The following is a 22499-nucleotide window of genomic DNA, read 5'->3' as shown; positions in this document are numbered from 1 at the left end:
GCCGCGGGCGCCGTTAGGTCTGCGTCCGGGACGCGGCTTGGCAGCTTTCCGCGCCCTTGCACCGCTGGAGGGCGGTGAGGGTGTGGTGCAGGGCGGCCCGTTGTGCGGCCGAGAGCGACGCCGCCCGGTTGGTGAGCTGGTCGGGGTCGGAGCCCAGCGCATAGAACTCGCGCTCCCCATCGGCGTATTCGACGTAGAGGGAGTCGTCGGTCCGCATCGCCGCGTAGGTCGGCGGGTCGCCGCTGTCCTTGGGCGCCGCGTCGGGGTCACCCTCCTTGGACACCGCGTGATGGTGCTCGACCAGGGCGGCCTGGCGCCACTCGTCCTCCGTCCGGCCGTGCATCAGGTCGCTGAGGCTGCGCCCGTCCACGGTCGACGGCGGCTCCACGCCGGCGAGGTCCAGGAAGGTCGGGTTGATGTCGACGTTCTCCGCGAGCTGGGACACCTCCTCACCGGCCGGAACGCCGGGGCCGGTGACCATCATCGGCACCTTGACGTCGGTGTCGTAGGCGGTCTGCTTTCCCGGGCGGAGCCGGTGTTCGCCCATGTGGAAGCCGTTGTCGGAGCCGAACACGAGGTAGGTGTCGTCCGCCAGGCCCTTCTCCTCGAGTGTCTTCTCAAGCTGACCGATCATGGCGTCGACCGCCTGGACGGAGCGCACCCGCTTGGCGAACTTCTGGTCGGTCTCCTCCTTCTCCTTCGCCGTCAGCGGCGACAACGCACGCTGCCACTTCGGCGCGTTGCGGGTCGCCTTGTCGTAGGCGTCGGTCCGGGGCGCCTTGAGCCCGGGGAACTTGTCCTTGTCGCGCGGCGCGGGCGTGGAGGGGCCGTGCGGCGCGAACGTGGCCACCTCCAGCATGAACGGCTTCTTCGCATCCGCCGAGGAGCCGATGAAGGAGGTCGCCTTCTTCGACAGCACGTCCGTCAGATAGTCCTGGGGGGCCTTCCCATAGGGCACGACCTTGCCGTTCTCGTTCAGGTCGTACTTGTACTCCTTGTAGCCGTCCCCGGCGACATCCCACTCGTCCCAGCCGGAGGGGACATACGGCTTGGAGGTGCCGTTCCTGTCGGCCGGCTGGTACCCGTTGAGGTACTTGCCCATGAACCCGGTGCGGTAGCCGGCGCGCTGCAGCGCGGGCCCGAAGGTCTTTTCCTCGTTGCGGTTCTTCATGAACGCGCCGTAGCCGCCGTCGTCGCCGGTATTGGTGAAGACCCCGGTGTTGTGCGCGTACTGACCGGTGAGGAGGGACGTACGCGACGGACAGCACAGCGAGTCCGTGGCGAAGAAGTTCGTGAAGGTGGTGCCCTTCTTCTGCATCTGCCGCATATGCGGCATGTATTCCACGAGGTTCCACGCCAGGTCGTCCGTGAGGACGTACACGATGTTGGGCTTCTTGCCCGAGCTCGAGCTGTCGGCCGCGGGCGAGTCACCTTCGGTGGCCGCGCTCACCACTCTCGCGCACGAGGCCAGCAAGGCGATGGCCAGAGCCGCACACAAGGCGGCGAGGACACGTGGACGGCGACTGCCGAACATGGCGCAACCTCCTACGAGTTGGGCGTCTTCGTCGCTCCGACCGTAGGAGAGGGCCTTGTGTGATTCTTGTGAGGCACGCGCCGGGCCCAGGGGCGGCCCGGCGTGCCTGTCGTGGATATGCGGTCAGTGCTGCGGCGTCGTGGCCGACGGCGCGGCGGCGTGTTCCTTGACGAGTTCGTACGAGCGCAGGCGGGCCGCCAGCGCGTAGACCGGCGTGACCAGCATCAGCTCGTCCGCCCCGGTCGCGTCCGCCACTTCCGCCAGCCGCCGCACGACGGCCGCGGGCGTGCCGTAGGCCTGCTGGGACCGGAAGGCCGCCAGCGCCTGCCGATCCTCCGCGGTGAACGGGTGCACGGACGCCTCTTCGGGCGAGGGGAACGGAACCTCGCTGTGCCCCTTGAGGAGCCCGGCCTTGACCACGTCCATCGGGCCGGACAGCCGCGCCGCCTCCTCTCGGGTCTCGGCGCAGATCGTTTCCACGCACACCAGCACCCGGGGGCTCGCGCACCACGGGGACGGTGCGAAGTGCGCACGGTAGTGACCGAGCGCGGCGAGGGTGTTGTCGGGGCGGATGTGATGGGCGAAGGCGAGCGGCAGGCCGAGCTGCGCGGCGAGCGCGGCACCGGCGGTGCTGGAGGCCAGCAGCCACGGCTCCGGCAGCGGGCCGAGCGCGACCTCCTCGACCAGGAAGCGCAGCGTCGCCGCCACGTCGTCCCGGTACTCGTCGTCCGTCGTCGGCCCGGCGCCGCGCCGCAGCGCCCGGGCCGTGGACTCGTCGAAGGTGCCGGGGCCGCGGCCGATGCCCAGGTCGATCCGGTCGGGGTGCAGCGCGGCGAGGGTGCCGAACTGCTCCGCCAGCATGATGGGGGCGTGGTTGGGGGCGAGTACACCTCCGGAGCCCAGGCGGATGGCCGATGTCGACGCGGCCGCGTGGGCGGTCAGGACCACGGGCGGGAAGGCGCCGATGGCGGGGGAGTGGTGGTGCTCGGCATACCAGAGTCGGTGGTAGCCGAGGGCGTCGAGACGCTGCGCGAAGGCCGTGGTGTCACGCAGCGTGTCCACGGCTCGCGTACCAGTCTGGACCATGGCGACTTCCAGCGCGGAGAGCGGCACATCGATCATGCGGTGAGCATACGGAGTGCCGGTAGCCTCAGGCAGCCGTTCGCCCAACGGCCGGTGACCGGGTCGGCCACGCCGGGGGCGCGGGACCCGGAAGCCGGGCCCCGGCACGTCGGGCGGAACCCGGATCCCGGGCGCGGAGAGGTCACACCGGGCCCACCGCGCCGAGCTGCCGCTCCAAGTCCTCCACCAGCGCGGGTAGTTCGCCGACCCGGTCGGCGAGGCCGAAGAGGTAGAAGTCCGGACGCACCAGCGCCGCCACCGCTCCCAGCCCGGTCAGGTAGGGCAGATACCGGCCCTCCACATCCACCACATCCCGCGGCTCCACGTCACCTGCGGGCGTGTCCGCGGGCACGATACGCACCACCCGGGCCCCGATGCTGTCGAGGAACTTCAGCCGCCGCGTGCCCAGCACCGGCACCACGTCCTGACCACAGAGCAGGGCGAAGCCCGTGCCCACCACGTCGTCGAACAGCCCCGTGCGGTCGTGGTGGCCCACCCGCCACTGCGGTGCGGCCTCCCCGGCGTACGGCGCCGGCCGGCCTTGCCCGTCCCGCCGCAGCACCCCGTCGGCGAGCGGCTTCACCACGGAGCGGCCCGAACCGCTCGGCCCGATGTTCCGCTTCCGCGCCGCCAGCATCGCCGCGTCCCGGTCCGCGGCCGCCTCACGGTCCGTCACACACACCACCCGGCCCAGGCCCACCGACATCTTCACCGCGTGCTGCACATGGTCGCGCCGCTCGGTGGTGTAGGTGTCCAGCAGCGTCGGCGCCGCCTGACCGCCCAGCACCAGGTCCAGCTTCCAGGCCAGGTTCATCGCGTCCCGGAACCCCGAACACATGCCCTGACCGGCGAACGGCGGCATCACATGCGCCGCGTCCCCGGCCAGGAACAACCGCCCCGACCGCCACCGATGCGCCCAGCGAGCCTGGAACGTGTACACCGCGTGCCGGTCCAGGACACTGTTGCCGGGGGTCACGTCGAACAGCTTCAGCAGCTCCCAGGCGTGCTCCTCGGTGCCGAAGCGGTCCGGCCCGTCCGCGGGCACCCGCATGAACTCGTACCGCCGGTGTCCCGGACCGGCCGACACCGCCGTGCGCGGGCGTGCCGGGTCGCAGATCTGCAGGTTGTTCGGCCGGAACTCGCGCTGCTCGTGCAGCCGTACGTCACAGACCAGCCAGTCGTGGGAGAACCCCAGATCGGTCATGGTGGTCCCGGTGCGCTGCCGCACCAGGCTGTTGGCCCCGTCGCAGCCGACCACCCAGCGGCCGGTGAGGGTCGTCCGCACCCCGTCCGGTCCGACCACGGCCAGGCGTACGTGGTCGCCGCCGTCGGTGAGCTCGACGGCCTCGTACCCGCGCAGGATCCGCAGGGCCGGCAGCGTCTCCCCGCGCTCGATCAGCCCCGTCTCCAGAGCGGGCTGGAAGGCCGACAGCGCCTCCGGCCAGGTGCAGTGACCCTGGTCGGCCACCTCGAACTCGATCAGCGTCTCGCCCTTCGCGCTGCGCCAGGCGTAGTCCCGCGACGGCTCGCCGAACTCCCGGAGCTGGTCGCCGATCCCGGCCGAGGCCAGGATGCGCGCGGCCTCGCTGTCGAAACCGACCGCGCGCGGGAGGTTGAACGGCTTCGGCCAGCGCTCCACCACCGTCACCTGCCGGCCGCGCTGCGCCAGCAGCACCGACAGCAGTTGCCCCACCGGCCCGTACCCGACCACAAGCACATCGGCCACCGGCGCATCGCCCTGCCCGGTGTCCGCCTCGTGCGCCACCGCCATGGCCGCCTCCTTCCCGCTCATGCCCCGGCCAGGATCGAATCGACCACGCTCTGGTACTCGTCCGCCTTCACCAGCACCCTGATGCTTTCCACGCCGTCCTCGACGGTCAGATAGCGCTTGCCGATGAGCACCATCTGCCCGCCGTCGGTGGCCCGGCCGCGAAAGGTGGTCCCGGCGAGCACGGAGTCCGCGGCATAGTCGTCCAGGCCGTCCAGCCGCACCAGGTCCCACCCGGCGGGATCCGCCCGTTCGGGCCGGAACCGGTAGACCGGCTGCCAGTCGCCGCCCTTGAGCCGCCGGTCCAGCACCCGGTGGCTGCCACGGCGGGCCACGCGATAGGAGCAGCCGTGCTGATGCTGTTCCTCATCCGACAGGCGCACCGGTTCCAGATACGACGGACCGATGAAGCCGACGTCCACGAGATACGTCCGCCCGTCGAGGACGACCAGGTTGAAGGAGTGCTCGTCCTCCGGGCCGAAGCTGCCGTTCGCCAGCCGGACCGCTGCCGTGACCGTGCGCGCGTCGAAGCCGAGTTCCGTCAGCAGGGCGTGGAACAGCCGGTTGAGCTCGTAGCACACCCCGCCGTTGCCCCTGGTCACCACATGGTCGAAGACCTCGTCCAGGGGGACACCCGCCAGCCGTCGCGAGGCGGGCAGCCGGTCGGCGGCCGTCGCATTGTCATAGGGGACGGCCATCAGATGCCGCTTGTGCAGGGTCCGGAGGGTGTCAAGGGTCGGCGCACTCTTCCCCTCGGCCCCGATGCGCTGCAGGTACGTCGTCGCGTCGAACATGGTCGTGTCACTTCTCCGTACGTGTGGTCGTCGGCCAGAAGAAACCCGTCGTCGTCGCTAGTGATTCTTATGCGGTGAGCACATGGGCCGCTCCCCTAACCAACCCCCTTACCTCCCCTGACCGCGGCCGCCGCCCGGGGAACGGCGGGGCCGTCACAGGAGCACCGCCGGAGCAGGGGGGATGAGGGGGCTGGTTAGGGGAACCGCCGAATGCCACCCGGGCAAGAATCCATGCAGGCCAAGGAAGCGAGGAAGCGATGACGGGCATGGATACGCCGGACGAGCATCAGGCCGAGATCGCGGAGTTTCCGATGCGCAGGGCGGCGGGCTGCCCGTTCGATCCGCCTCCGGACCTACGGGCCATGCAGCGGCAGGGACCACTGACGAAGGTGCGGCTGTGGAACGGCAGCACACCGTGGCTGGTGACCCGGCAGGCCGACCAGCGGGCGCTGCTGCGCGACCGGAGGCTCAGCGCCGACTTCACCAAGCCCGGCTACCCGAGCCCCATCCCGATCGACAAGGACGCCACGTTCATCGCCAGCTTCCCGCTCATGGACGACCCCGAACACGCCCGGCTGCGACGGATGGTGCAGGGGCCGTTCGCCGTCAAGCGGGTGGAGGCCATGCGGCCCGCGGTGCAGCGGATCGTGGACGAGGCGATCGACACCATGCTGGCCGGTCCCAACCCGGTCGACCTGGTGACGGCGTTCGCACTGCCCGTGCCCTCCCTGGTGATCTGCGAGCTGCTCGGCGTGCCGTACGACGACCACGCCTTCTTCGAGACGAACAGCGCGGTCATGATCCGGCAGGACGTGACCCCCGAAGAACGGGCGGGGGCCAGCGAGCGGCTGCTGGAGTATCTGCGGGTGCTGCTGCGCGCGAAGACCGCCGCCCCCGCGAACGACCTGCTCTCCGCGCTGGCCGCCCAGGTCGAAGCGGGTGAGCTGAGCAGCGAGGAGGCGGTCCAGATGAGCGTGCTGGTCCTCTCCGGCGGACACGAGACCACGGCGAACATGATCGCGCTCGGCACGGTCGCCCTCCTCCAACACCCTGACCAGCTCGACCTGTTGCGCGCCACCGACGATCCCGGACTCATCGCCTCGGCGGTGGAGGAACTGCTGCGCTACCTGAACATCTCCCACACCGGAATGCGCCGGGCGGTACTGGCGGACGTCGAGGTCGCCGGGCAGGTCATCCGCGCCGGCGAGGGCGTCATCATGGCCAACGACATCGGCAGCCGGGACCCCGACGCCTTCAGCGGCGACCCCGAGCGGCTGGACCTCCGGCGCGACGCCCGCCGCCACCTGGCCTTCAGCTTCGGAGTGCACCAGTGCCTGGGCCAAACCCTCGCCCGTATGGAGCTCCAGGTCATCTACAGCACCCTCTACCGGCGCATTCCCACACTGAAACTGGCGACCGAACTGGAGAAGGTCCCGTTCAAGCACGACGGGATCGTCTACGGCGTCTACGAGCTTCCCGTGGCCTGGTGATGTCCCTCGGACATGCACGTCCGAGCCGCGGGTGGACCAGACAGAGGATCCATCGATCAGGAAGGCAGTGCCCATGCCCGAGTCCACCCTGCCCGTGCCGGTGCCGGAAGCGGTCGGCAAGCTCTACGACGAGATCCTCCACGAAGAGCTGAGCTACGGCTTCGTCAACCGCCAGCTCCACATCGGCTTCTGGGACGACCCGGAGTCCGACACCCCGTACGAGGAAGCGGCCGTACGGTTCACCGACGTCGTCATCGAGCGCCTCAAGGTGGACGCGAACGCCCATGTCCTGGACCTCGGGTGCGGGGTGGGCGGGCCGGGCCTGCAGATCGTGGAGCGCACCGGCGCCAGGGTCACCGGCATCAGCATCAGCGAGGAGCAGATCAAGGCCGCGAACAAGAACGCCGCCGACGCGGGGTTCGCCGACCGCGCCCTCTTCCGCCACGCCAACGCGATGCAACTCCCGTTCGAGGACGAGAGCTTCGACGCGGTGATGGCGCTGGAGTCGATGGTCCACATGCCCGACCGTGAGCAGGTGCTCAGCGAGGTCTACCGGGTGCTGCGCCCCAGCGGCCGGCTCGTCCTCACCGAGTTCTTCGAGCGTGGCCCGCGCAAGGCCGAGCGCAACCCGGCCATCGACGGCTTCTGCCGGGTCTCCATGGTGACCCTGCCCGACGTCGACGACTACGTGCCGATGATGCACCGCACCGGACTGCGGCTGCGAGAGCTGCTGGACATCACCGAGAACACCATGCAGCGCACCTTCCGGGAAATGTCCAACGCCCTCACCGAGATCGACCGCCCCGTCCGCTTCCAGCTCTCCGACCTGCTCGGGGTGGACGAGTTCGGCTGCCTCCTGGCCGTGGCCGGGCGTCCCTGATCAGTCCTCCCCAGCACGACTGAACCTCACCGGCCGACGCCGAGGCAGGGCGCCCCCGCCTCGGCGTCGGCCGGCGTGTGTTTGTTCGCGGTCGGAGCGGCGGGCAGTTCGGAACCCTGGTGGCCGGGTATGCGTTGGACCGCTTGAACGCTGAGTGAGGAGCGGAACCGCATGGCTGCCACCCTGGACGAGATCACACGCGCTTGGCTTCAGGAACCCAGGTTCTGGCAAGTGGCCACCCTGAACCCGGACGGGTCGCCGCAGTTGACCCCGATGTGGGCCGACCTGGAGGACGGCCTGGTGGTGATCAACACCTCGGCGGGCCGCATCAAGGAGGAGAACCTTCGGCGTGATCCCCGGGTGTCACTGTGCTGTATGGACACCGAGGATCCGTATCACCGGGTGGAGATCCGGGGCCGCGCCGTCCGCTTCGTTGAGGGAGAGCCGGGCGTACACGTCATGGACCGTCTCGCACAGAAGTACCTCGGCACGGAGACGTTCCCCTGGCTGGCCCCCGGCGAGGTGCGCGTGGCGGTGTACATCGAGCCGCACCATGTGCACCGCGTCGTCGGTGTCGAGAAGTTCCGGCCCGGAGTGCTGCCGGACGCCTGAGCACCCCCCCGCGGGGTCGTTCGGGTGCTACAGCCCTTTTCCGCCCCGTGGGAGGCTGGTCGTCAGCGGGTGCGTGTCCGGGCACCGGGGGGAGTGCGGCATGGAGGACGAGCAACGGCGCCACGACGACGGCGAGGACGGTGCGCGGGTGCTGCGAGCGTGGGCCGCCATCGCCGCCCGCCAATCCAGCGAGGTGTTGCGCGGAACGGGGGACGACCCGGGGCGGACCGTCGCGCTGGCCCATCTGATCGAGCATGTTGCCGCCATCGAGCACCTGATGTCCGCGGACGATCCGCTCCGGAATGGTTTCGTCCCCTTGCTGGGCGTGCTGATGGGCGTTCGGATCGTCAGCCGTGAAGCGAGCGACCAGTCCGACGCCGCCTGTCGCGAACGCGCATACGGGCTGCGCCATCTGCGCTGGGCCGACCGCACCAGACCGCTGACCCATCCGCTCGCGGCGAACGCCCGGAGAGCGCTGCTCCGGCTGCTCGTCCCCGCGCACTACGCGCGGGCCGTGCGGGCGGAGCAGCAAGGCCCCCGCCAGGAGCCGCAGCCGTTGACCGCGTCTCTGCGGGACGACTTGACGGAGGCCAGGGAGGTCATCGAGCGCCTGGCCGGTGGCCCGGACGATCCGGAGCTGCGTCGGGTCCTCGGGTTTCTCATGTCGGAGATCGAGCTGACGCTGTCGTCCGCCCCCGGCATATCGGCCCTGTCCGGGGAGAGTTCCCCGGCCGTCGTGGAGGAGTCCGATGTGGCGCCGCCGCAGGAGGAGGGCACGCCGGAGCCGACGGGCACAGCCCCTCTCGCGGAAATCGGGGAAGCCGAGGGGAGCGGGGAAGCCGGGGAACGCGCCGACGACCCGCTGGCCGACGCCGTCCAGACCGTGCTGGGCTGGGCCTCCGACGATCTGGCGCGGTTCTCGGAGCTACTCGCGTGGCTGTGCAGGACCGCGGTCCACCTCACCATCTCCCCCGAGGAGGCCGACGGGGAAGTGGCGGCCCTGGGCCTGGACCGATCGGTCTTCGCGCCACTGCGCGCGCTGCTGATCGGGCTCAGGTCGGGTGAGGGCGACCCCCAAGCGCTGGCCCCGTGTGTCCGTCACGGAGCGAACGTCGCCCGGCGGGCCCTGGGAGAGCTGTCGGCGCACACACCCGAACGTGCCCGTATCGCCAGGCTGCATGCCGTCCTGCTGGTGCACGCCAACCTCCTGGTGCCCGGCACGATGGACTTCGACGAGGTGGACGAGGCCATGTCGGAGCCGGGGCCGGACCCCGACGACCGTCCCGGCGGCCCGGGGTACTTCGGCCTGGAGCAGCAGATGGCCGCTCTGGTCGATGGCGTACGGGTGTCCCAGACCGGCGATCTGGCACACCTGGAGACAAGCGCCGCCCGGCTTCGGGAGATGATGGACATCTCGCCGGGGGACGGTGAGAGGGCCACGGCCGCCCGCCATACCCTGGCCATCGGCCTGGCCGGGAAGCTCCGTGCGGCGGCGGCACTCGGGGGCAGCCTTCGGGCCGCCGACGCCGCCCGGACGATGGCCAGGGAATTGCGCGCCGCTCACGAGCGCGAGGGCTCACCGCCGTCCACGGACACGCTCACCTCGATGGTGTTCGCCGCCCAGAACGAGCTGGCTCTGGCCCGCCGCAGCGGGGATCCCACCGTGCTGCCCCGCCTGGTCGAGGAGCTGACCGGCCTGTACGCCACCCTGCCGCCCGACCAGGAGAACCGCTTCGCGCTCGCCGCCACTCTGGCCGAGGTGCATCAGGAACAGGCCGCCCGCAACCAGGATCCTGAGGAACTCCGCGCCGCGGCCTGGTACATGCGGGAGGTCGTGGGGGCCGACTCACGGCGGATCGCCCCCATGCTCAGACCGTACTTCCCGGCCGTGCGCACCTTCGCGCTGATCCAGCTGATCAGGATCGAGCCCAGCCGGGACGCCGCCGACGCGGCCATCGCGGAGGTCCACCGGATCCTCGACGGACCGCAGCCCACCCCTCACGAGGAACTCCGGCTGCGGTATCAGCTCGGCCGGGCCCTGCTGCACGCGGCCCGCCACCTCGATGACCCGGACCTGCTCGACGTGTGCATCACCGAGCTGTCCCAGGTCCGCGAGATGTTCGCCCGGGGACACGGCTTGCCGCACTCCGCCGACACCCTGACCCAGCTCTCCGAAGCCCACTGGCTGCGCCGTCAGCGCGGCGGTCCGAGCGCCGACGAGGACCGGGAGGCCGCCCTGGCCGCCAGAAGCGAGGCGCTGGTCAGGCTGTCCGCCGACGTTCTCCTCCAACTCGGCTCCGAACACGGCCTGACCGTCGCCCGCTTCGGGTCGGCACAGGCGCTGTGGCTGGCCTACTGGACCACCGTGTGCGGCCGCCCGGCCGATGCGGTGCACGCGCTGGAACTGGGCCGGGCCCTGGTGCTGCGGGCCGCGGCCGCGTCCCGTGGCATTCCCGAACTCCTCGAAGCCCGAGGACACCCGGACCTGGCCCGGCAGTGGCGCGCCGAGGTCGCCGCGGACGCGCCCCGGCCCGACACCGCGGACCCGCTCCGGCCCGGCACCCCGGCCACGCCGAGTGGTCAGTCCACCGGGCCGCAGATCCCGGGCACGCTGCGGCGCAGGGCACTGGAAGCGCTGGGTGCGGGCAGCGGCGCGGACGCCTGGAAACTGCTCGGCCCCCCGGACCTGCCATCACTGACGGCCGGTCTCACCGCCGCCGGCGCCGACGCACTCGTCTACCTCGTCCCCGGGCAGCACCCCGGCATGCCCGGCCTCGCTCTGATCCTCCGCCCCGGCACCGGCGACGCGCGACCCACCGTCCTGAAGCTGCCGCTGCTGACCCCCGGCAGCCCGCCACTGGAGCGCTACCTCGACGCCACCGCCCGGCGCTCCCGGGCAGCCGCCGACGCCCAAGCCGACGCGGGCCCGCGGATGGAGCGGGACGGGCAGTGGGAAGCGGCGCTGCGCGACCTGTGCGACTGGGCCTGGCCCGCCGGGATGGGCCCCGTCCTGGCAGCCGTGGGCCCGCTCCACCAGCCGCCGCGGATCGTGCTGGTGCCCTGCGGGCCACTCGGCGCGGTCGCCTGGCACGCGGCCCGCACCCCGTACGGGACCGACGGGCGCGAGCACCGGTACGCCTGCGAGGACGCGGTGCTCAGCTACGCGCCCTCCGGCGGCGAGTTCCTGCGGGCCGCGACCCGGGACCGGCTGCCCACCACTGCCGGGCAGGTGCTGGTCGCCGACCCCGAACTCAGCCTCGTATGGGCCGAGATCGAGGCGGAGGCGCTGCGCGCGGCCTGCTATCCCGAGGGCCTTCGCTACGGCGAGTTCCCCACGGCCACCGCCATCGACGCACCGGGCACCCCCGAGGACATTCTCGCTGTCCTGCCCGGCGGCGGCTCCCCGGTCGCCGTCCTGCACATCTCCTGCCACGCCCTGGCCGGCCCGGATCCCACGCGTTCGGCACTGTGGCTCGCCGCCCCACCGGCCGGTCCCGAGGACGCCGGACGCCTGACCGTGGCCCGCATCCTGGACGGCGCCGCCACCGGGCAGCCGGCCGCCGCGGGCCCGCTGGTAGTGCTCAGCGCCTGCGAGACGGACCTGAGCACCCGCGACCACGACGAGGCCCTGACCCTGTCCACCGCCCTGATCGCCCGCGGTGCGGCCGATGTCATCGGCTCGCGCTGGGCCGTCCATGACGCCACGACGGCCCTGATGATGGCCGTCTTCCACGACTTCGTCACCAGCCAGGGCCTCGCCCCGGTGGACGCCCTGCGCGCGGCCCAGCTCTGGATGCTCGACCCGCGGCGCGAGCCACCGCCCACCCTCCACGGCGAGCTGTGCGACGAAGCCGCCCGTACCGACCTCGACCGCATCCACCTCTGGGCCGCCTTCACCCACCAGGGCAACCCGGCGGCCCGGCGCGCGGTATGACGCGGATGGCAGGGGGCCACGACGGAGGTCGGCGGCTTACCCGAGGAAGACCGGGAATTTCGCGGCCAGTTCGCCCAGTTCGCCCAGTTCGGCCTGCTCCGCATCGGTTGCGGCTCGTCGGCCGGTGCCGACCAGCAGTGCGTCCGTGTCGGACCACGACGCGGGGAACGCCGCCCCGGCGATCCGCTCCAGCATCACGCGTGCCCCGGCGAGGCTCTCGGCGGGCGGTTCCGCCGCACCCGGCAGGTGTGCGATCAGGTCGAGGTGGTGCAGGGTCCACTCCAGCACGTACACGGAGAGGTAGTCGCCCGCGGTGAACACCTCGTCGCGGGTGCTGACCCACAGGCCCGGGTCGGCGAGCTCGCCCGCGCGCCCGGCGGCGGAGCCGACGTCGTCGAGGTGGAACTTCAGCAGCCACGGCTCCTCGTACGCGGCGGCCATCCGGACGGTCAGCGCGTCGAGCGGGTCGTCGCCGGTCGGCGGCGTTCCGGCAACCTCCCAGTAGGTCACCGCGGTGCGCGTCGGTTCCGTCTCGGCGGGCGTCACGAGGGTGATCAGGACGTCCTGGGCGTCGATGATCAGGTGGCACACCAGGTCCCGTACGAGCCAGCCGGCACAGCCGGACGGCCGGGCGAAGTCCTCGTCCGGGAGCTCGGCGACCGCAGTGCGCAACGCCGTCCACGAGCGTGAGAAGAGATCCACGGCCGCAAGCTAGCAGCGCGCGGCCCGCCCGGCGAGCGAATTTCCCCCCGGCCACGAACGCTGAGTCCGGGCCCGCGAACGGGACATCAGCGGGGCGTCGGTGAGTTCCGCCGGGCGGACTACGGCGGCGGCCTCCCCAGTCCGACACCGGCTCCGGTGGTCCGCCACCAGGTGGTCCGCGGGAGGGGTCGTCGCAGGCGTGGGCTCGCCTTCCGCACCCCGCCGCGCCGCGTCGGGCGATGCGGTGTCGTCGTACTGCGGGGCAGGGGTCATGAGGAGTGCCGCCGGGGAGAGCCAATCCGTACCGGGCTGAACTGCCCCGCCCCGCCCCTGCGGGCGGGGCACCGTCGGTGAACTCGGTGCCCTGGACGGACGGCGGGACCAGCGAGGCGTCGAGCCCGTCAGCCCCCGGCGGTCATGTGTCGTAGTGGCGGACGTCGTCGAGGTATTCGCGGGCCCGTGCCTGGACCAGCGGGGGCAGTTCACCGGCGGCCAGATCCGCGAAGGTGGTCTTCTCCAGGACCTGCCGCAGACTCGCCCGCACCGCGCGCCACACATCCGGGAGCACCGCCGCCGCTCCCGGGTACTCCAGACCGCTGAGGCCCACATCCCGTACGTTGGCCAGCGGGCCGTCCATGGCGCGGATCGCGTCGGCGAGGGTGATCTCCTTCGCCGGGCGCGCCAGGAGATATCCCCCTTCAGGGCCCCGCACACTGCGCACCAGATGGGCCAGGCGCAGCTCCCGCAGGATGCCGAAGAGGAAACGCAGTGGAATGTCCTGCCGGGTCGCCACCTGCTCGGCGGTCAGGGGTGAGCCCTCCGCGGCCGCCAGTTCGGCCATCGCCCGGACGGCATAGTCCGACTTGGCTGTGATCCGCACCTGGGCAAGTTATCACGCACGTCCGTTTCATGGGCCGAGGCACCATACCGCCGGCTTGGGCACCGGCCTCCAGCCAAGGACTCACCGCCGTTCTGCCATCAGTTCACCAAGTTCATTGAATTGGTGCACTTAGCTGGCTACGGTACCGGTTGCGTGAGCGGGGCACCGGTTCTGCTCGGCCGCCGGTTCCCGGGAAGCAGGAGGTATCACATGGCATCGCCAGAGCCGTGTACGACGTCAGGGCCGTGTACGAGGACCGTCGCCATCGTGGGCGCGGGCGCCGCCGGTGCGCTCGTGGCGATCCAGCTCTGCGAGACCGCGGCACGCCGCCGCACCCCGTTCGAACTCCTGCTGATCGACCCGGCCCCGGAGGCCGGGCGCGGCATCGCCTATTCCACTCTTGACCCGCGCCACCGCCTCAATGTGCCGGCGGGCAAGATGAGCTGCTACCCCGACGACCCGGGACACTTCGTGCGGTGGCTGTGCCACCACGGTGAACCGGGCGTGCGCGGCGGCGACTTCGCGGAGCGCTACCGCTACGGCGCCTACCTCGCCGACACCCTCGGGCGAGCGATCATGGCGGCGCAGGGTGTCGTCACCGTCCGCCGGCTGCGCACCCGGGCCACCGGCTGCCGCTGGACCACCCTCCCCGGCGGGGACCCGACGGCCCGGCTGGAGCTCGCCGACGGACGCACCGTCGACGCGCACCGCGTGGTGCTGGCCACCGGGCCGTCCCGCGCCAACGCCGAATGGGCGCCGGAGGCCCTGCGCGGCAACGACCGCTTCATCGCCGACCCTTGGGCGCCGGGCGCCCTGGACGCCGCCCTCGGCCAGGGCGACAAGGAGGATGTCCTCCTCGTCGGCACCGGGCTGACCTCGGTGGACATCGCCATGACGCTCGACCGCCCCGGCCGCACGGTGCACGCCGTCTCCCGTGGCGGAAGGCTGCCGCAGGCGCATGCGGTGGACCCGCTGCCCGCCGCCGCGTGTGCCACACCACTGCGCGGCCTGCCCCTGCCCGCGCTGCGCGCCGCGGTACGTCAGCACATCGGCCGCGTCATGCAAACCCACGGCGACTGGCGGCCCGCGGTGGACGGGCTGCGCCCGGTCACGGCCGAGATCTGGGCATCGATGTCCACCGAGGAGCGAGCCGAGTTCGTGGCACAGTACGGCTCCCTGTGGAACACCCACCGCCACCGGATGCCCCCGGCCACCGCGGAGGCGGTGGGGCGCATGCGCCGCACCCGGCGGATGCGGACGTACCAGGGGCGGCTCGCTTCCACTGCGGCGCGGCCCGACGGCTCCCTGACGGTCTCCCTCACCACCGGAGACGGCCCGCGGACACTGCCCGTGGGCTGGGTGGTGGACTGTACGGGGCCGGGCCTGCGGCTGTCGGACACGGCCGACCCGCTGTGGCGGAGCCTGCTCGACCAGGGCGCCGCGATGCCCGGCCCGCTGAGCATGGGCGTGGCCACCGACGACGGACGGTTGCACGGCGCCGACGGCAGCACCACACGTGCGCTGTGGACCCTCGGCGCTCCCCGCCGTGGCGAGTTGTGGGAGACGACCGCCATCCCGGAGATCCGCGCCCAGGCCGCCACCATCGCCGAGGCGGTCCTCGACCCGTGGACGGCTTCCGCCCTCCCCGCCGGTGGCGGCCCCGCCCGGCGCCGGACACGTCGGCCCACGGACGCATCGGGCTTTCCTCTCAGTACGCACGCGGCCGCCGCCACCGCCTACCGCCTCGGCGTGGACCGGCTGCTGAAGGTCCGGGCCGGGGCCCCGCAGGCGCTCCGCCGCTCCGTGGCGCTCGACCCCGGATTCGCCCTCGCCCACGCCGCGCTCGCACTCATCGGCCATGAGTGCGGGGCCGATGTGGACGTTTCCCGTGCCCTGGCCGATGCCCGGCGCGCGGTGCGCGAGCGGGCCGACGACTACGAGCGCTCCATCGTGGACGTCGTCTCCCGCCGTGTCCTGCACACGCCCGCGGACGGCGACGCCGCCCTCCTGCGCCACCTGGAGGAGTACCCGGGCGATGCGCTGGCGCTCGCCGTCGCGGTGCCCACCATCGCGTTCTCCGGTCTGCGTGATCTCGACGGCACCGCCGCGCTGCGCGTGGTCGAGCGGACCGCCCCGGCGCACGGGGGAAGCTGGTTCCACACGTCCCTGCTCGCCTTCATGCGCCAGGAGGAGGGGCGTTACGACGAGGCCGGAGCCCTGGCCGAGCAGGCGCTGGCCGCCGAGCCCGCCTCCGGACACGCGATGCACGCCCTGGCCCATGTGCACTACGAGCGCGGCGACCACGAGGCGGGCCGTGAGCGACTCGGACGATGGCTGGCCCACCAGGGCCGGGGCGGCACCCACCGCGCCCACTTCTCCTGGCACGCCGCCCTGCATGAACTCGCCCTCGAGGACACGGCGGCGGTCCGCCGCCGGTGGGCGGAGCAACTGTCCCCCGGGAAGGTGGACGGGGTCCGCGCGCTGGTCGACTCCGGTTCGCTGCTGTGGCGAGCCCGGCTGGCGGGCGCGTGGCAGGGGCCGTTCCCGATCGGCGACGTCCTGGACACGGCTCCCGTGGACGTCCTGGAGCGTCCGGCCACCGCGTTCGTCGCCCTGCACGCCGCCATCGCCCTCACCGCCGCCGGCGACCTGCCGGGGCTGCGGCGGCTGCGGGCCCACGCCCTGCGCGCCGATGAGGTGCAGCGGAGTGTCATCGCCCCGCTGTGCGCGGCGTTCGAGGACATCCTCGAGGAGCGCTGGACCGAGGCGGCACGCGGTTTGGAGCGGCTGCTGCCACGGCTCCCCGGTGTCGGTGGCAGCGCGGCGCAGCGCGAGATTGTCGAGGAGGCGCTGTTGTTCGCGCTCGTGTCCGCAGGGCGGTGCGACGCGGCCCGGGGCCGTCTGGAAGAGCGGCTGGACCGCCGATCCTCTCCCCATGACCGGCGACGGCTGACCGCCCTCTCGTCCTGAACTCCCTCGTGTCCTGACCCTCTTCTTGTTCTGACCGCCCTCGCGTCCGGCCGTCGTCGTGTCCTGACCGTCGGGCGCCGCGGCGCGGGCCCGGCTGGTGAGAGCGGTGACGTCGGCGGGGATGACAGTGGACCAGACCACATCTGTCCGATGTCTTGACCGTGAACAGACAGACGGTATGGTCTAGACCTAGTGCGGAGCGGCTTCGTGGCCGCCTTGGCGATCCGTGAAGCGTTCCGTCACAGCCACCCCCCACATCCCCCCACATCCCCACCTTCGGCAAGGGCTTTCCGTCCGGCGTGGGGCCCTCGCCGTGAAGGAGTTGGCATGAACATGAAACGCAAGTTGACCGTTGTGCTCGGTGCGGGGATAGCCCCCCTGATCGCGCTGAGCCTCCCCGCGAGCGAGGCGAGCGCGCACGGCTACATCTCGACCCCGCCGAGCCGCCAGGCCCAGTGTGCGGCCGGGACCGTGCCCTGCGGCGACATCAAGTACGAGCCGCAGAGCGTCGAAGGCCCCAAGGGGCTGAAGAGCTGCAGCGGTGGCAATGGGCAGTTCGCCGAGCTCGACGACGACAACAAGGGCTGGGCCGTCACGCCCGTCCCGTCCAAGGCCAGCTTCACCTGGAAGCTGACGGCGCGTCACTCGACCAGCACCTGGCAGTACTTCGTCGGCGACTCGAAGATCGCGGAGGTCGACGACCACGGGGCGCAGCCGGGCGAGACCGTCACCCATCAGGTCGACTTCGGCGGCCTGAAGGGCAAGCAGAAGGTTCTCGCGGTCTGGAACATCGCGGACACCGCCAACGCCTTCTACGTCTGCATCGATGTGAACGTCGGCGGCTGAACGCGGAGAGCTGAACGCAAGAGGTTCAACGCAGGAGGCTGAACGTCGGGCCGGTCGTCGCCGAGGCGGCCGGCCTTCGCCGTGCGCGCGGCGCAGGCGCGGGGCCGGTGACGGGCGGCTCAGGGGCGCGGCCGGATGGTGGCGTGGGCGTCGGCGAAGTCCCAGACCACCGGCAGCAGTTGCCCGGGCGTCTCGGACTGGGGCATATGGCCGGTGCCGGGCAGCAGCCGGAACTCCGCGTCCGGGACGGCCTGGGCGTACGCGCGTCCGTAGTCGGCGTCCACGACCTGGTCGCTCGCGCCCCATGCCACCAGGGTCGGGTGGGCGACCTTGGTCAGGCGCTCGGCCAGGGTGGGATCGGCCATGGCATGTGGGCTCGAATACACCTGGAGCGTGGCGCGGTTGGTGGCCATGACCGCGCGCTGCGCCTCGGAGAGCGCGCTGGGGTCGAAGCGGAACTTCGAGGGGTCGTGGAAGGAGAGGCGGGACAGCTCGACGGGCGTCAGGCCGAAAGTGTCGGCGATCGGGTGGCCGGGGACGTGGATCCCGACCGCGTCGACGAGGGTGACACTGCTGATCCGGTCGCTGCCCAGCGCCGCCAGTTCGGCGGCGATCCAGCCGCCGATGGAGTTGCCGACGACGGCCACGTCCCGCAGATCGAATGCGTCGAGCAGTTGCGCGTAGACCTGCGCCAGGGTGGTGACGTCGGTCAGCCAGTCGGGGCGGGCGGTGCCGTCGAAGCCGGGGTGGACGGGGGAGAACACCCTGGCCGCGCGCTGCTCGGCGAGGAGGCCGGCGAACGGGGCGACGGTCTGCGGACCGCCGCCTCCGTGCAGGAGCAGGAAGGGGCGCCCCTGCCGGCCGTGGAGGTCGACCGTGACATCGAGGGGGCCCTGGTCGAGTATGAGGGTGTGAATGCTGCGGGTCATGTGGGTGCTCCTCAAGTAGGCTGTGTCCTGGGGGAGTTGGCCGGGCCCGGCCGTCAGGCGAAGTCGGTCGCGGGGACCGTGGCGTAGTGGCTCATGGCCTCGACGGTTGCCTCCGGGGTCAGTTCCCCGCCGTCGGCGATCATGTTCCGCAGGTCGCGGAAGTACTGCACATACAGGTCGGGCGTGAAGGTGTTGAGCACCACCGCCTGGTCGTCGCCATGGTTGGCGAAGGTGTGCGGGGCGCCGGGCGGGATCATCACGAGCGTGCCGGCCGGGGCCACATGGGTCGTCTCTCCGACGGTGAAGTGCACGGTGCCGGAGATGACGTAGAAGCCCTCGTCGTGTTCGGCGTGGCGGTGCTGGGGCGGCCCCTCGGTGTGCGGGGCGATGGTGATCTCGCCGATTCCGAGGCGGTGCCCGGTGGTGCTGCCGTCCTCGAGGATGCGCATTCGCGTGGGGCCGAGCTGGATCGACTCGCCGCCATCCGGGCCGACCACGGAAACCCTGTTCATCGCTGCCTCCATCGTGAGAGCTGACTCTCATGAGGGTAGAGAGGGCAAGCCTCGTTATGCAAGTCCGCTCTCGCGATGAGAGTGTGTTGCTACGATGGAGGCTGGAGCGAACAGGAGAAGGGGTTCTGCGATGACTGCGCAGGCGGGCACCGGCCGCATCAACCAAAAACAGCGCACCCGCGCGGCGATCGTGGCTGCGGCCCGCGAACTCATCGGCACGGGCGCCGAGGTGACCATGCCACTGGTGGCCCGCGCGGCGCTGGTCTCCGAGGCCACCGCCTACCGGTACTTCCCCGACCTCCACTCGCTGATCAGCGAGGCGTTGGCGGGCGTCTGGCCCCCTCCCGCCGAGGCGCTCGCGCCGGTCGCGGACTCCGCCGACCCCGTCGAGCGCACCGCCTTCGCCTGCGAGTTCCTGCTGCGCGGCGTGCTCGCCCGCGAGGGGGCGGTGCGGGCGATGATCGCGGCCACCATCACCAAGCCCGCCACCGCGACCGCGCGGCCCGGAATCCGTTTCGGGCTGATCGACCATGCGCTCCGGCCGCTCGACGGCACCCTCGGGGCGACGGATCCGGAAGCGTTCGCCCAGCTCAAACGGGATCTCGCGGTGGTCGTGAGCGCCGAGGCGCTCTTCACCCTCATGGATCTGTGCGGGCTCGATCCGCAGTCCGCCGTGGCCAGCGCTGTGCGCACCGCGACCACCTTGACGCAGGCCGCGGTGCGCACGGTCGAGTAGCGGTTCGGGGCGCCACCAAGCGCCACCGAGCGGCTACCGGGGTCCGTACGTAAGCCTCCGCAACACCTTCTCGGCGGGCCCCGGAAGCGAGCGCCGCTGCAGGAGATAGGCCCCGGCCACCGTGGCGAGCCAGACCAGGACCGCGCTCAGGCATGCGGTGAGCGTCGGGCTGCCGGTCCGCTCTCCGAGCGCGAGGGCGAAGGGGGAGAGCAGCAGCACCCATGCGAGCGACTGGAACAGATAGCCGCTCAGCGACCGCTGGCCCAGGGCCGCAAGCGCCGCCACGGGAAGCTTCGGCCGCCCGTCGGAGCGGGCCTTCGACAGCCGCAGGGCGAGGAGCCCGAAGAGCGCCACGTATCCGGGGCCGCCGAACTGACCGCTGACTTCGTACAGCGTCAGGAACGCGTCCGCGGTGGCGCCGTCGACATGCACGAACCCCGCGCTGACGAGGCCGATCGGCGCCCCGCCCGCGAAGGCGATGCCGAGTGCGATCACGGCGGTGCGGATCAGCAGGCGCCGGTGCCGGGCCGGGTCCTCCAGTACGCCCCGGCGCGCGGCCCACGCGCCCAGCCAGACGATCACGATGAACGGCAGGACGGTCAGCGTGTGGATCGGCCACTCGCCGAGCCGGTCGGCCACGGACGCGGCGTAGTCGGGGGCCGAGAGCGAATCGACACCGTCCGTCGGCACGGCGGCGGATCCTGATGTGCTGTTCGTGGCGTGGTGCACGGCGATGGCCGCGACAACGGCGACGTAGACCACCATCCAGCCCCACAGCCACAGCACGACGCGCTGTACCCGCTCGCCGCGGCGCAGGAGCAACAGGGTGAAGAGGATGCCGACGATGCCGTAGGCCCCGAGGAAGTCACCGAAGTTGAGCAGCGCGGCGTGGACGAGGCCGAAGGCGACGAGCCACGCGTTGCGCCTCAGCAGCACCGAGCGCGCCGCGCCGGGCCCGGCGCCCTGTGCGTCCTGCCTGCGGGTGAGCTGCACCAGCCCGTAGCCGAACATCACGGCGAACATTGGATAGGCGCGAGCGTGCACGAAGACGAACATGACGAGGTTGAACCCGCGCTCCCAGCCGTGCGGGGACGCCTCGGCGCCGGGCTGGTTGCCGAAGGTGAACACCGCGGAGTTCGCGAGCGCGATGAACAACAGCATGGTGCCCCGGGCCAGGTCGGGCGCCAGGGCCCGTTCGGTCCGGCGCACAGGGCCCCGGGCGGGGCCCGGGGCATGGGACTGCGTTATGGCTGTCACCTGGAACTCTCTCCGTCCTGACATGAGGGCCCATGAGGCAACGGGACATGAGCGAGCCCTCGGCACCGGCTTAGTATAAGCGATAATCTATATGTAGAAAACTAAGTAGCCGTGCGTCATGATGTACCTGGTGAGCAACCGAGGTACGAGAAGGAGAAGCGCCATGTCGGCCGACCAGGAGGAGGCGCCCGCCGAGCTGGCCCGCCTGTGGAGGCTCCCGGTATCGACCTCGGGCCTCGGCCGGCCCGCCGCGCTCGACACCGAGCGCGTGGTGCGTACGGGGGTGGAACTGGCGGACCGCGACGGGCTGGCGGGCGCGACGCTACCGAAGATCGCGAAGGAGCTGGGCGTCTCCCCGATGTCCCTCTACCGCCATGTCGGATCCAAGGACGAGCTCCTCGTCCTCATGCGGGACCTGGCGCTCGGCGCTCCGCCCGAGGTCGAGACCGCTCCCGGCCGCTGGCGTGCGGGGCTACGGCAGTGGGCCGTCGCCCAGCGCCTGGTCAACCACGACCGCCCCTGGCTTCCCCGGCTCCCCATCGCGGGGCCGCCGATGGGACCTCATGAGATCGCCTGGATGGAAGCGGGCCTGAGCGCGCTGAGCGGCACGGAACTCGACTGGGCCGCCAAGGTCGGCGCTCTGACCCTGCTCAGCGGCTATGTGCGCCACGCCTCCCTGCTCGCCCAGGAACACGCACAGGGCAGGAGCGAGACGGGCCTGAGTCAGGAGGAGACCGAACGGGCCTACGGCAGGACCCTGGCGCGGCTCATCACCCCGGACCGCTTTCCGCAGGTGGCGCTGCTTTTCTCCTCGGGCCTGTTCGCGGCGGCGCCCGATGGCGCGTACGACGACCCGGCGACCGACCATGACTTCGTCTTCGGCCTCGAACGCGTCCTCGACGGGATCGCCGTGGCCGTCGACCGTGCGCAGGCGCCGACGGGGGAGGGGGCGGCGACGGGGACGGGGGAGGGGGCGACGCCGTAACGCGGGGGCTTGTGCAGCTCCCCGGCTCGGGCCCGGCGGCCCGGACGGAGCCTCGTCAGGTGGTTTGCGGAGCAGGTCAACTCGGTGTCGGGGCAGCGGCATGCCCCCTCGCCCGCCCTCGCCGGGCGACGATCGCGTTCACGGTCTTGCCGCCCGGCTCCTCGTTGACGGCCGTGGCGGTGGCCATATCGCAGATCATGGCCCAGCCGAATCCGCCGCCCTCTCCGCGGACATCCGGAGTGCGCCGTTGGGGCGGTACGCGGCTGGCGTCACCGACGGCGATGGCGATGGCGTCGGGCTGGGCCGACAGGCGCAGCGAGCAGAACCGGCCGCCCGAGTGCCGTACGGCATTGGTGACCAGCTCCGAGACGACCAGCACCACCGCCTCGGCGGCGCCCTGATCGGGCGCCGGATCCAGGCTTTCCAGGAAGGTGCCGGTGAGATGCCGTGCGTGCGAGGCCGCTTCGGGTCGGCACTCCAGGGTCGCCCGCAGCGCGGACGGCGGGGTAGCCGTCCGCTGGGCCGTGGCGGTGTGCATGACGCTCACC

At 71.8% G+C, this 22499-nt stretch carries 18 protein-coding genes; 8 read left to right on the top strand and 10 right to left on the bottom strand.

What is annotated here, in order from left to right:
- Window positions 1-13: 13 nt before the first annotated feature.
- The 4 genes from STRVI_RS27560 to STRVI_RS27545 all read right to left on the bottom strand — a co-directional run bounded on the left by STRVI_RS27560 (window position 14) and on the right by STRVI_RS27545 (window position 5218).
- Complete coding sequence (locus STRVI_RS27560; RefSeq protein ID WP_014058917.1) at window positions 14-1534, bottom strand: sulfatase family protein; 1521 nt, start codon at window positions 1532-1534, stop codon at window positions 14-16.
- 123 nt (window positions 1535-1657) lie between these two features.
- Window positions 1658-2656 carry an MsnO8 family LLM class oxidoreductase gene (locus tag STRVI_RS27555; protein WP_014058916.1) on the bottom strand — a complete coding sequence of 333 codons (999 nt, stop codon included), beginning with the start codon at window positions 2654-2656 and terminating at the stop codon, window positions 1658-1660.
- Between the two features lie 142 nt (window positions 2657-2798).
- Entirely contained in the window at window positions 2799-4427 is a 1629-nt protein-coding gene (locus tag STRVI_RS27550) for a bifunctional 3-(3-hydroxy-phenyl)propionate/3-hydroxycinnamic acid hydroxylase (protein WP_014058915.1), read from the bottom strand.
- Between the two features lie 17 nt (window positions 4428-4444).
- On the bottom strand, window positions 4445-5218 hold the full coding sequence (locus STRVI_RS27545; protein ID WP_014058914.1) for an arylamine N-acetyltransferase family protein: 774 nt from the start codon (window positions 5216-5218) through the stop codon (window positions 4445-4447).
- A 257-nt stretch (window positions 5219-5475) separates the two neighbouring features.
- Here STRVI_RS27545 and STRVI_RS27540 point away from each other — a divergent pair, with 257 nt between their 5' ends.
- From STRVI_RS27540 to STRVI_RS27525, 4 genes are all read left to right on the top strand, one after another.
- A complete protein-coding gene (locus STRVI_RS27540; RefSeq protein ID WP_014058913.1) occupies window positions 5476-6708 on the top strand; it encodes a cytochrome P450 in 1233 nt (410 codons plus the stop codon).
- Between the two features lie 73 nt (window positions 6709-6781).
- Window positions 6782-7588, top strand: a complete 807-nt coding sequence (locus STRVI_RS27535; protein WP_014058912.1) for a methyltransferase domain-containing protein — start codon at window positions 6782-6784, stop codon at window positions 7586-7588.
- Window positions 7589-7759: 171 nt separating this feature from the next.
- Window positions 7760-8200, top strand: a complete 441-nt coding sequence (locus STRVI_RS27530) for a PPOX class F420-dependent oxidoreductase (RefSeq protein ID WP_014058911.1) — start codon at window positions 7760-7762, stop codon at window positions 8198-8200.
- Window positions 8201-8300: 100 nt separating this feature from the next.
- Entirely contained in the window at window positions 8301-12134 is a 3834-nt protein-coding gene (locus STRVI_RS27525) for a CHAT domain-containing protein (RefSeq protein ID WP_014058910.1), read from the top strand.
- A gap of 36 nt (window positions 12135-12170) precedes the next feature.
- Here STRVI_RS27525 and STRVI_RS27520 read toward each other — a convergent pair whose 3' ends face one another.
- A complete protein-coding gene (locus STRVI_RS27520) occupies window positions 12171-12836 on the bottom strand; it encodes a maleylpyruvate isomerase N-terminal domain-containing protein (RefSeq protein ID WP_014058909.1) in 666 nt (221 codons plus the stop codon).
- Window positions 12837-13251: 415 nt separating this feature from the next.
- Window positions 13252-13716 (bottom strand): RrF2 family transcriptional regulator, encoded by a 465-nt coding sequence (locus STRVI_RS27515; protein ID WP_014058908.1) that lies wholly within the window; start codon window positions 13714-13716, stop codon window positions 13252-13254.
- Between the two features lie 210 nt (window positions 13717-13926).
- Between STRVI_RS27515 and STRVI_RS27510 the strand changes: the two genes are divergently transcribed.
- Window positions 13927-16686, top strand: coding sequence for an FAD/NAD(P)-binding protein (locus STRVI_RS27510; protein ID WP_014058907.1), 2760 nt, complete (start codon window positions 13927-13929; stop codon window positions 16684-16686).
- Between the two features lie 327 nt (window positions 16687-17013).
- Window positions 17014-17532, top strand: coding sequence for a lytic polysaccharide monooxygenase auxiliary activity family 9 protein (locus STRVI_RS27505; protein ID WP_014058906.1), 519 nt, complete (start codon window positions 17014-17016; stop codon window positions 17530-17532).
- Window positions 17533-17651: 119 nt separating this feature from the next.
- On the opposite strand, the gene STRVI_RS27500 is transcribed toward STRVI_RS27505, so the two are convergent.
- Both STRVI_RS27500 and STRVI_RS27495 read right to left on the bottom strand, forming a co-directional pair.
- Complete coding sequence (locus STRVI_RS27500; protein ID WP_014058905.1) at window positions 17652-18461, bottom strand: alpha/beta fold hydrolase; 810 nt, start codon at window positions 18459-18461, stop codon at window positions 17652-17654.
- Between the two features lie 53 nt (window positions 18462-18514).
- Window positions 18515-18973 (bottom strand): cupin domain-containing protein, encoded by a 459-nt coding sequence (locus tag STRVI_RS27495; protein ID WP_014058904.1) that lies wholly within the window; start codon window positions 18971-18973, stop codon window positions 18515-18517.
- A gap of 130 nt (window positions 18974-19103) precedes the next feature.
- Between STRVI_RS27495 and STRVI_RS27490 the strand changes: the two genes are divergently transcribed.
- Window positions 19104-19709 (top strand): TetR/AcrR family transcriptional regulator, encoded by a 606-nt coding sequence (locus STRVI_RS27490; protein WP_014058903.1) that lies wholly within the window; start codon window positions 19104-19106, stop codon window positions 19707-19709.
- 33 nt (window positions 19710-19742) lie between these two features.
- Here STRVI_RS27490 and STRVI_RS27485 read toward each other — a convergent pair whose 3' ends face one another.
- On the bottom strand, window positions 19743-20966 hold the full coding sequence (locus STRVI_RS27485; protein WP_014058902.1) for a DUF418 domain-containing protein: 1224 nt from the start codon (window positions 20964-20966) through the stop codon (window positions 19743-19745).
- Between the two features lie 163 nt (window positions 20967-21129).
- Here STRVI_RS27485 and STRVI_RS27480 point away from each other — a divergent pair, with 163 nt between their 5' ends.
- The gene (locus tag STRVI_RS27480) at window positions 21130-21951 is read left to right on the top strand and encodes a TetR/AcrR family transcriptional regulator (protein ID WP_014058901.1); all 822 of its coding nucleotides are present in this window, start codon (window positions 21130-21132) and stop codon (window positions 21949-21951) included.
- Window positions 21952-22027: 76 nt separating this feature from the next.
- Here STRVI_RS27480 and STRVI_RS27475 read toward each other — a convergent pair whose 3' ends face one another.
- Window positions 22028-22489, bottom strand: coding sequence for an ATP-binding protein (locus STRVI_RS27475; protein WP_014058900.1), 462 nt, complete (start codon window positions 22487-22489; stop codon window positions 22028-22030).
- Window positions 22490-22499: the final 10 nt, after the last annotated feature.

The sequence above is a fragment of the Streptomyces violaceusniger Tu 4113 genome (assembly GCF_000147815.2).
In the GTDB taxonomy this organism is placed as follows: Bacteria; Actinomycetota; Actinomycetes; order Streptomycetales; family Streptomycetaceae; genus Streptomyces; species Streptomyces violaceusniger_A.
Note: the sequence above shows the minus strand (reverse complement) of the source record. Positions and strands in the feature narration are given on the sequence as shown.

Excerpts from the sequence above, each read along its gene's own strand:
- STRVI_RS27560 (WP_014058917.1), bottom strand. The coding sequence starts at position 1,534 with ATGTTCGGCAGTCGCCGTCCACGTGTCCTCGCCGCCTTGTGTGCGGCT.
- STRVI_RS27555 (WP_014058916.1), bottom strand. The coding sequence starts at position 2,656 with ATGATCGATGTGCCGCTCTCCGCGCTGGAAGTCGCCATGGTCCAGACT.
- STRVI_RS27550 (WP_014058915.1), bottom strand. The coding sequence starts at position 4,427 with ATGGCGGTGGCGCACGAGGCGGACACCGGGCAGGGCGATGCGCCGGTG.
- STRVI_RS27545 (WP_014058914.1), bottom strand. The coding sequence starts at position 5,218 with ATGTTCGACGCGACGACGTACCTGCAGCGCATCGGGGCCGAGGGGAAG.
- STRVI_RS27540 (WP_014058913.1), top strand. The coding sequence starts at position 5,476 with ATGACGGGCATGGATACGCCGGACGAGCATCAGGCCGAGATCGCGGAG.
- STRVI_RS27535 (WP_014058912.1), top strand. The coding sequence starts at position 6,782 with ATGCCCGAGTCCACCCTGCCCGTGCCGGTGCCGGAAGCGGTCGGCAAG.
- STRVI_RS27530 (WP_014058911.1), top strand. The coding sequence starts at position 7,760 with ATGGCTGCCACCCTGGACGAGATCACACGCGCTTGGCTTCAGGAACCC.
- STRVI_RS27525 (WP_014058910.1), top strand. The coding sequence starts at position 8,301 with ATGGAGGACGAGCAACGGCGCCACGACGACGGCGAGGACGGTGCGCGG.
- STRVI_RS27510 (WP_014058907.1), top strand. The coding sequence starts at position 13,927 with ATGGCATCGCCAGAGCCGTGTACGACGTCAGGGCCGTGTACGAGGACC.
- STRVI_RS27505 (WP_014058906.1), top strand. The coding sequence starts at position 17,014 with ATGAACATGAAACGCAAGTTGACCGTTGTGCTCGGTGCGGGGATAGCC.
- STRVI_RS27500 (WP_014058905.1), bottom strand. The coding sequence starts at position 18,461 with ATGACCCGCAGCATTCACACCCTCATACTCGACCAGGGCCCCCTCGAT.
- STRVI_RS27495 (WP_014058904.1), bottom strand. The coding sequence starts at position 18,973 with ATGAACAGGGTTTCCGTGGTCGGCCCGGATGGCGGCGAGTCGATCCAG.
- STRVI_RS27490 (WP_014058903.1), top strand. The coding sequence starts at position 19,104 with ATGACTGCGCAGGCGGGCACCGGCCGCATCAACCAAAAACAGCGCACC.
- STRVI_RS27480 (WP_014058901.1), top strand. The coding sequence starts at position 21,130 with ATGTCGGCCGACCAGGAGGAGGCGCCCGCCGAGCTGGCCCGCCTGTGG.
- STRVI_RS27475 (WP_014058900.1), bottom strand. The coding sequence starts at position 22,489 with ATGCACACCGCCACGGCCCAGCGGACGGCTACCCCGCCGTCCGCGCTG.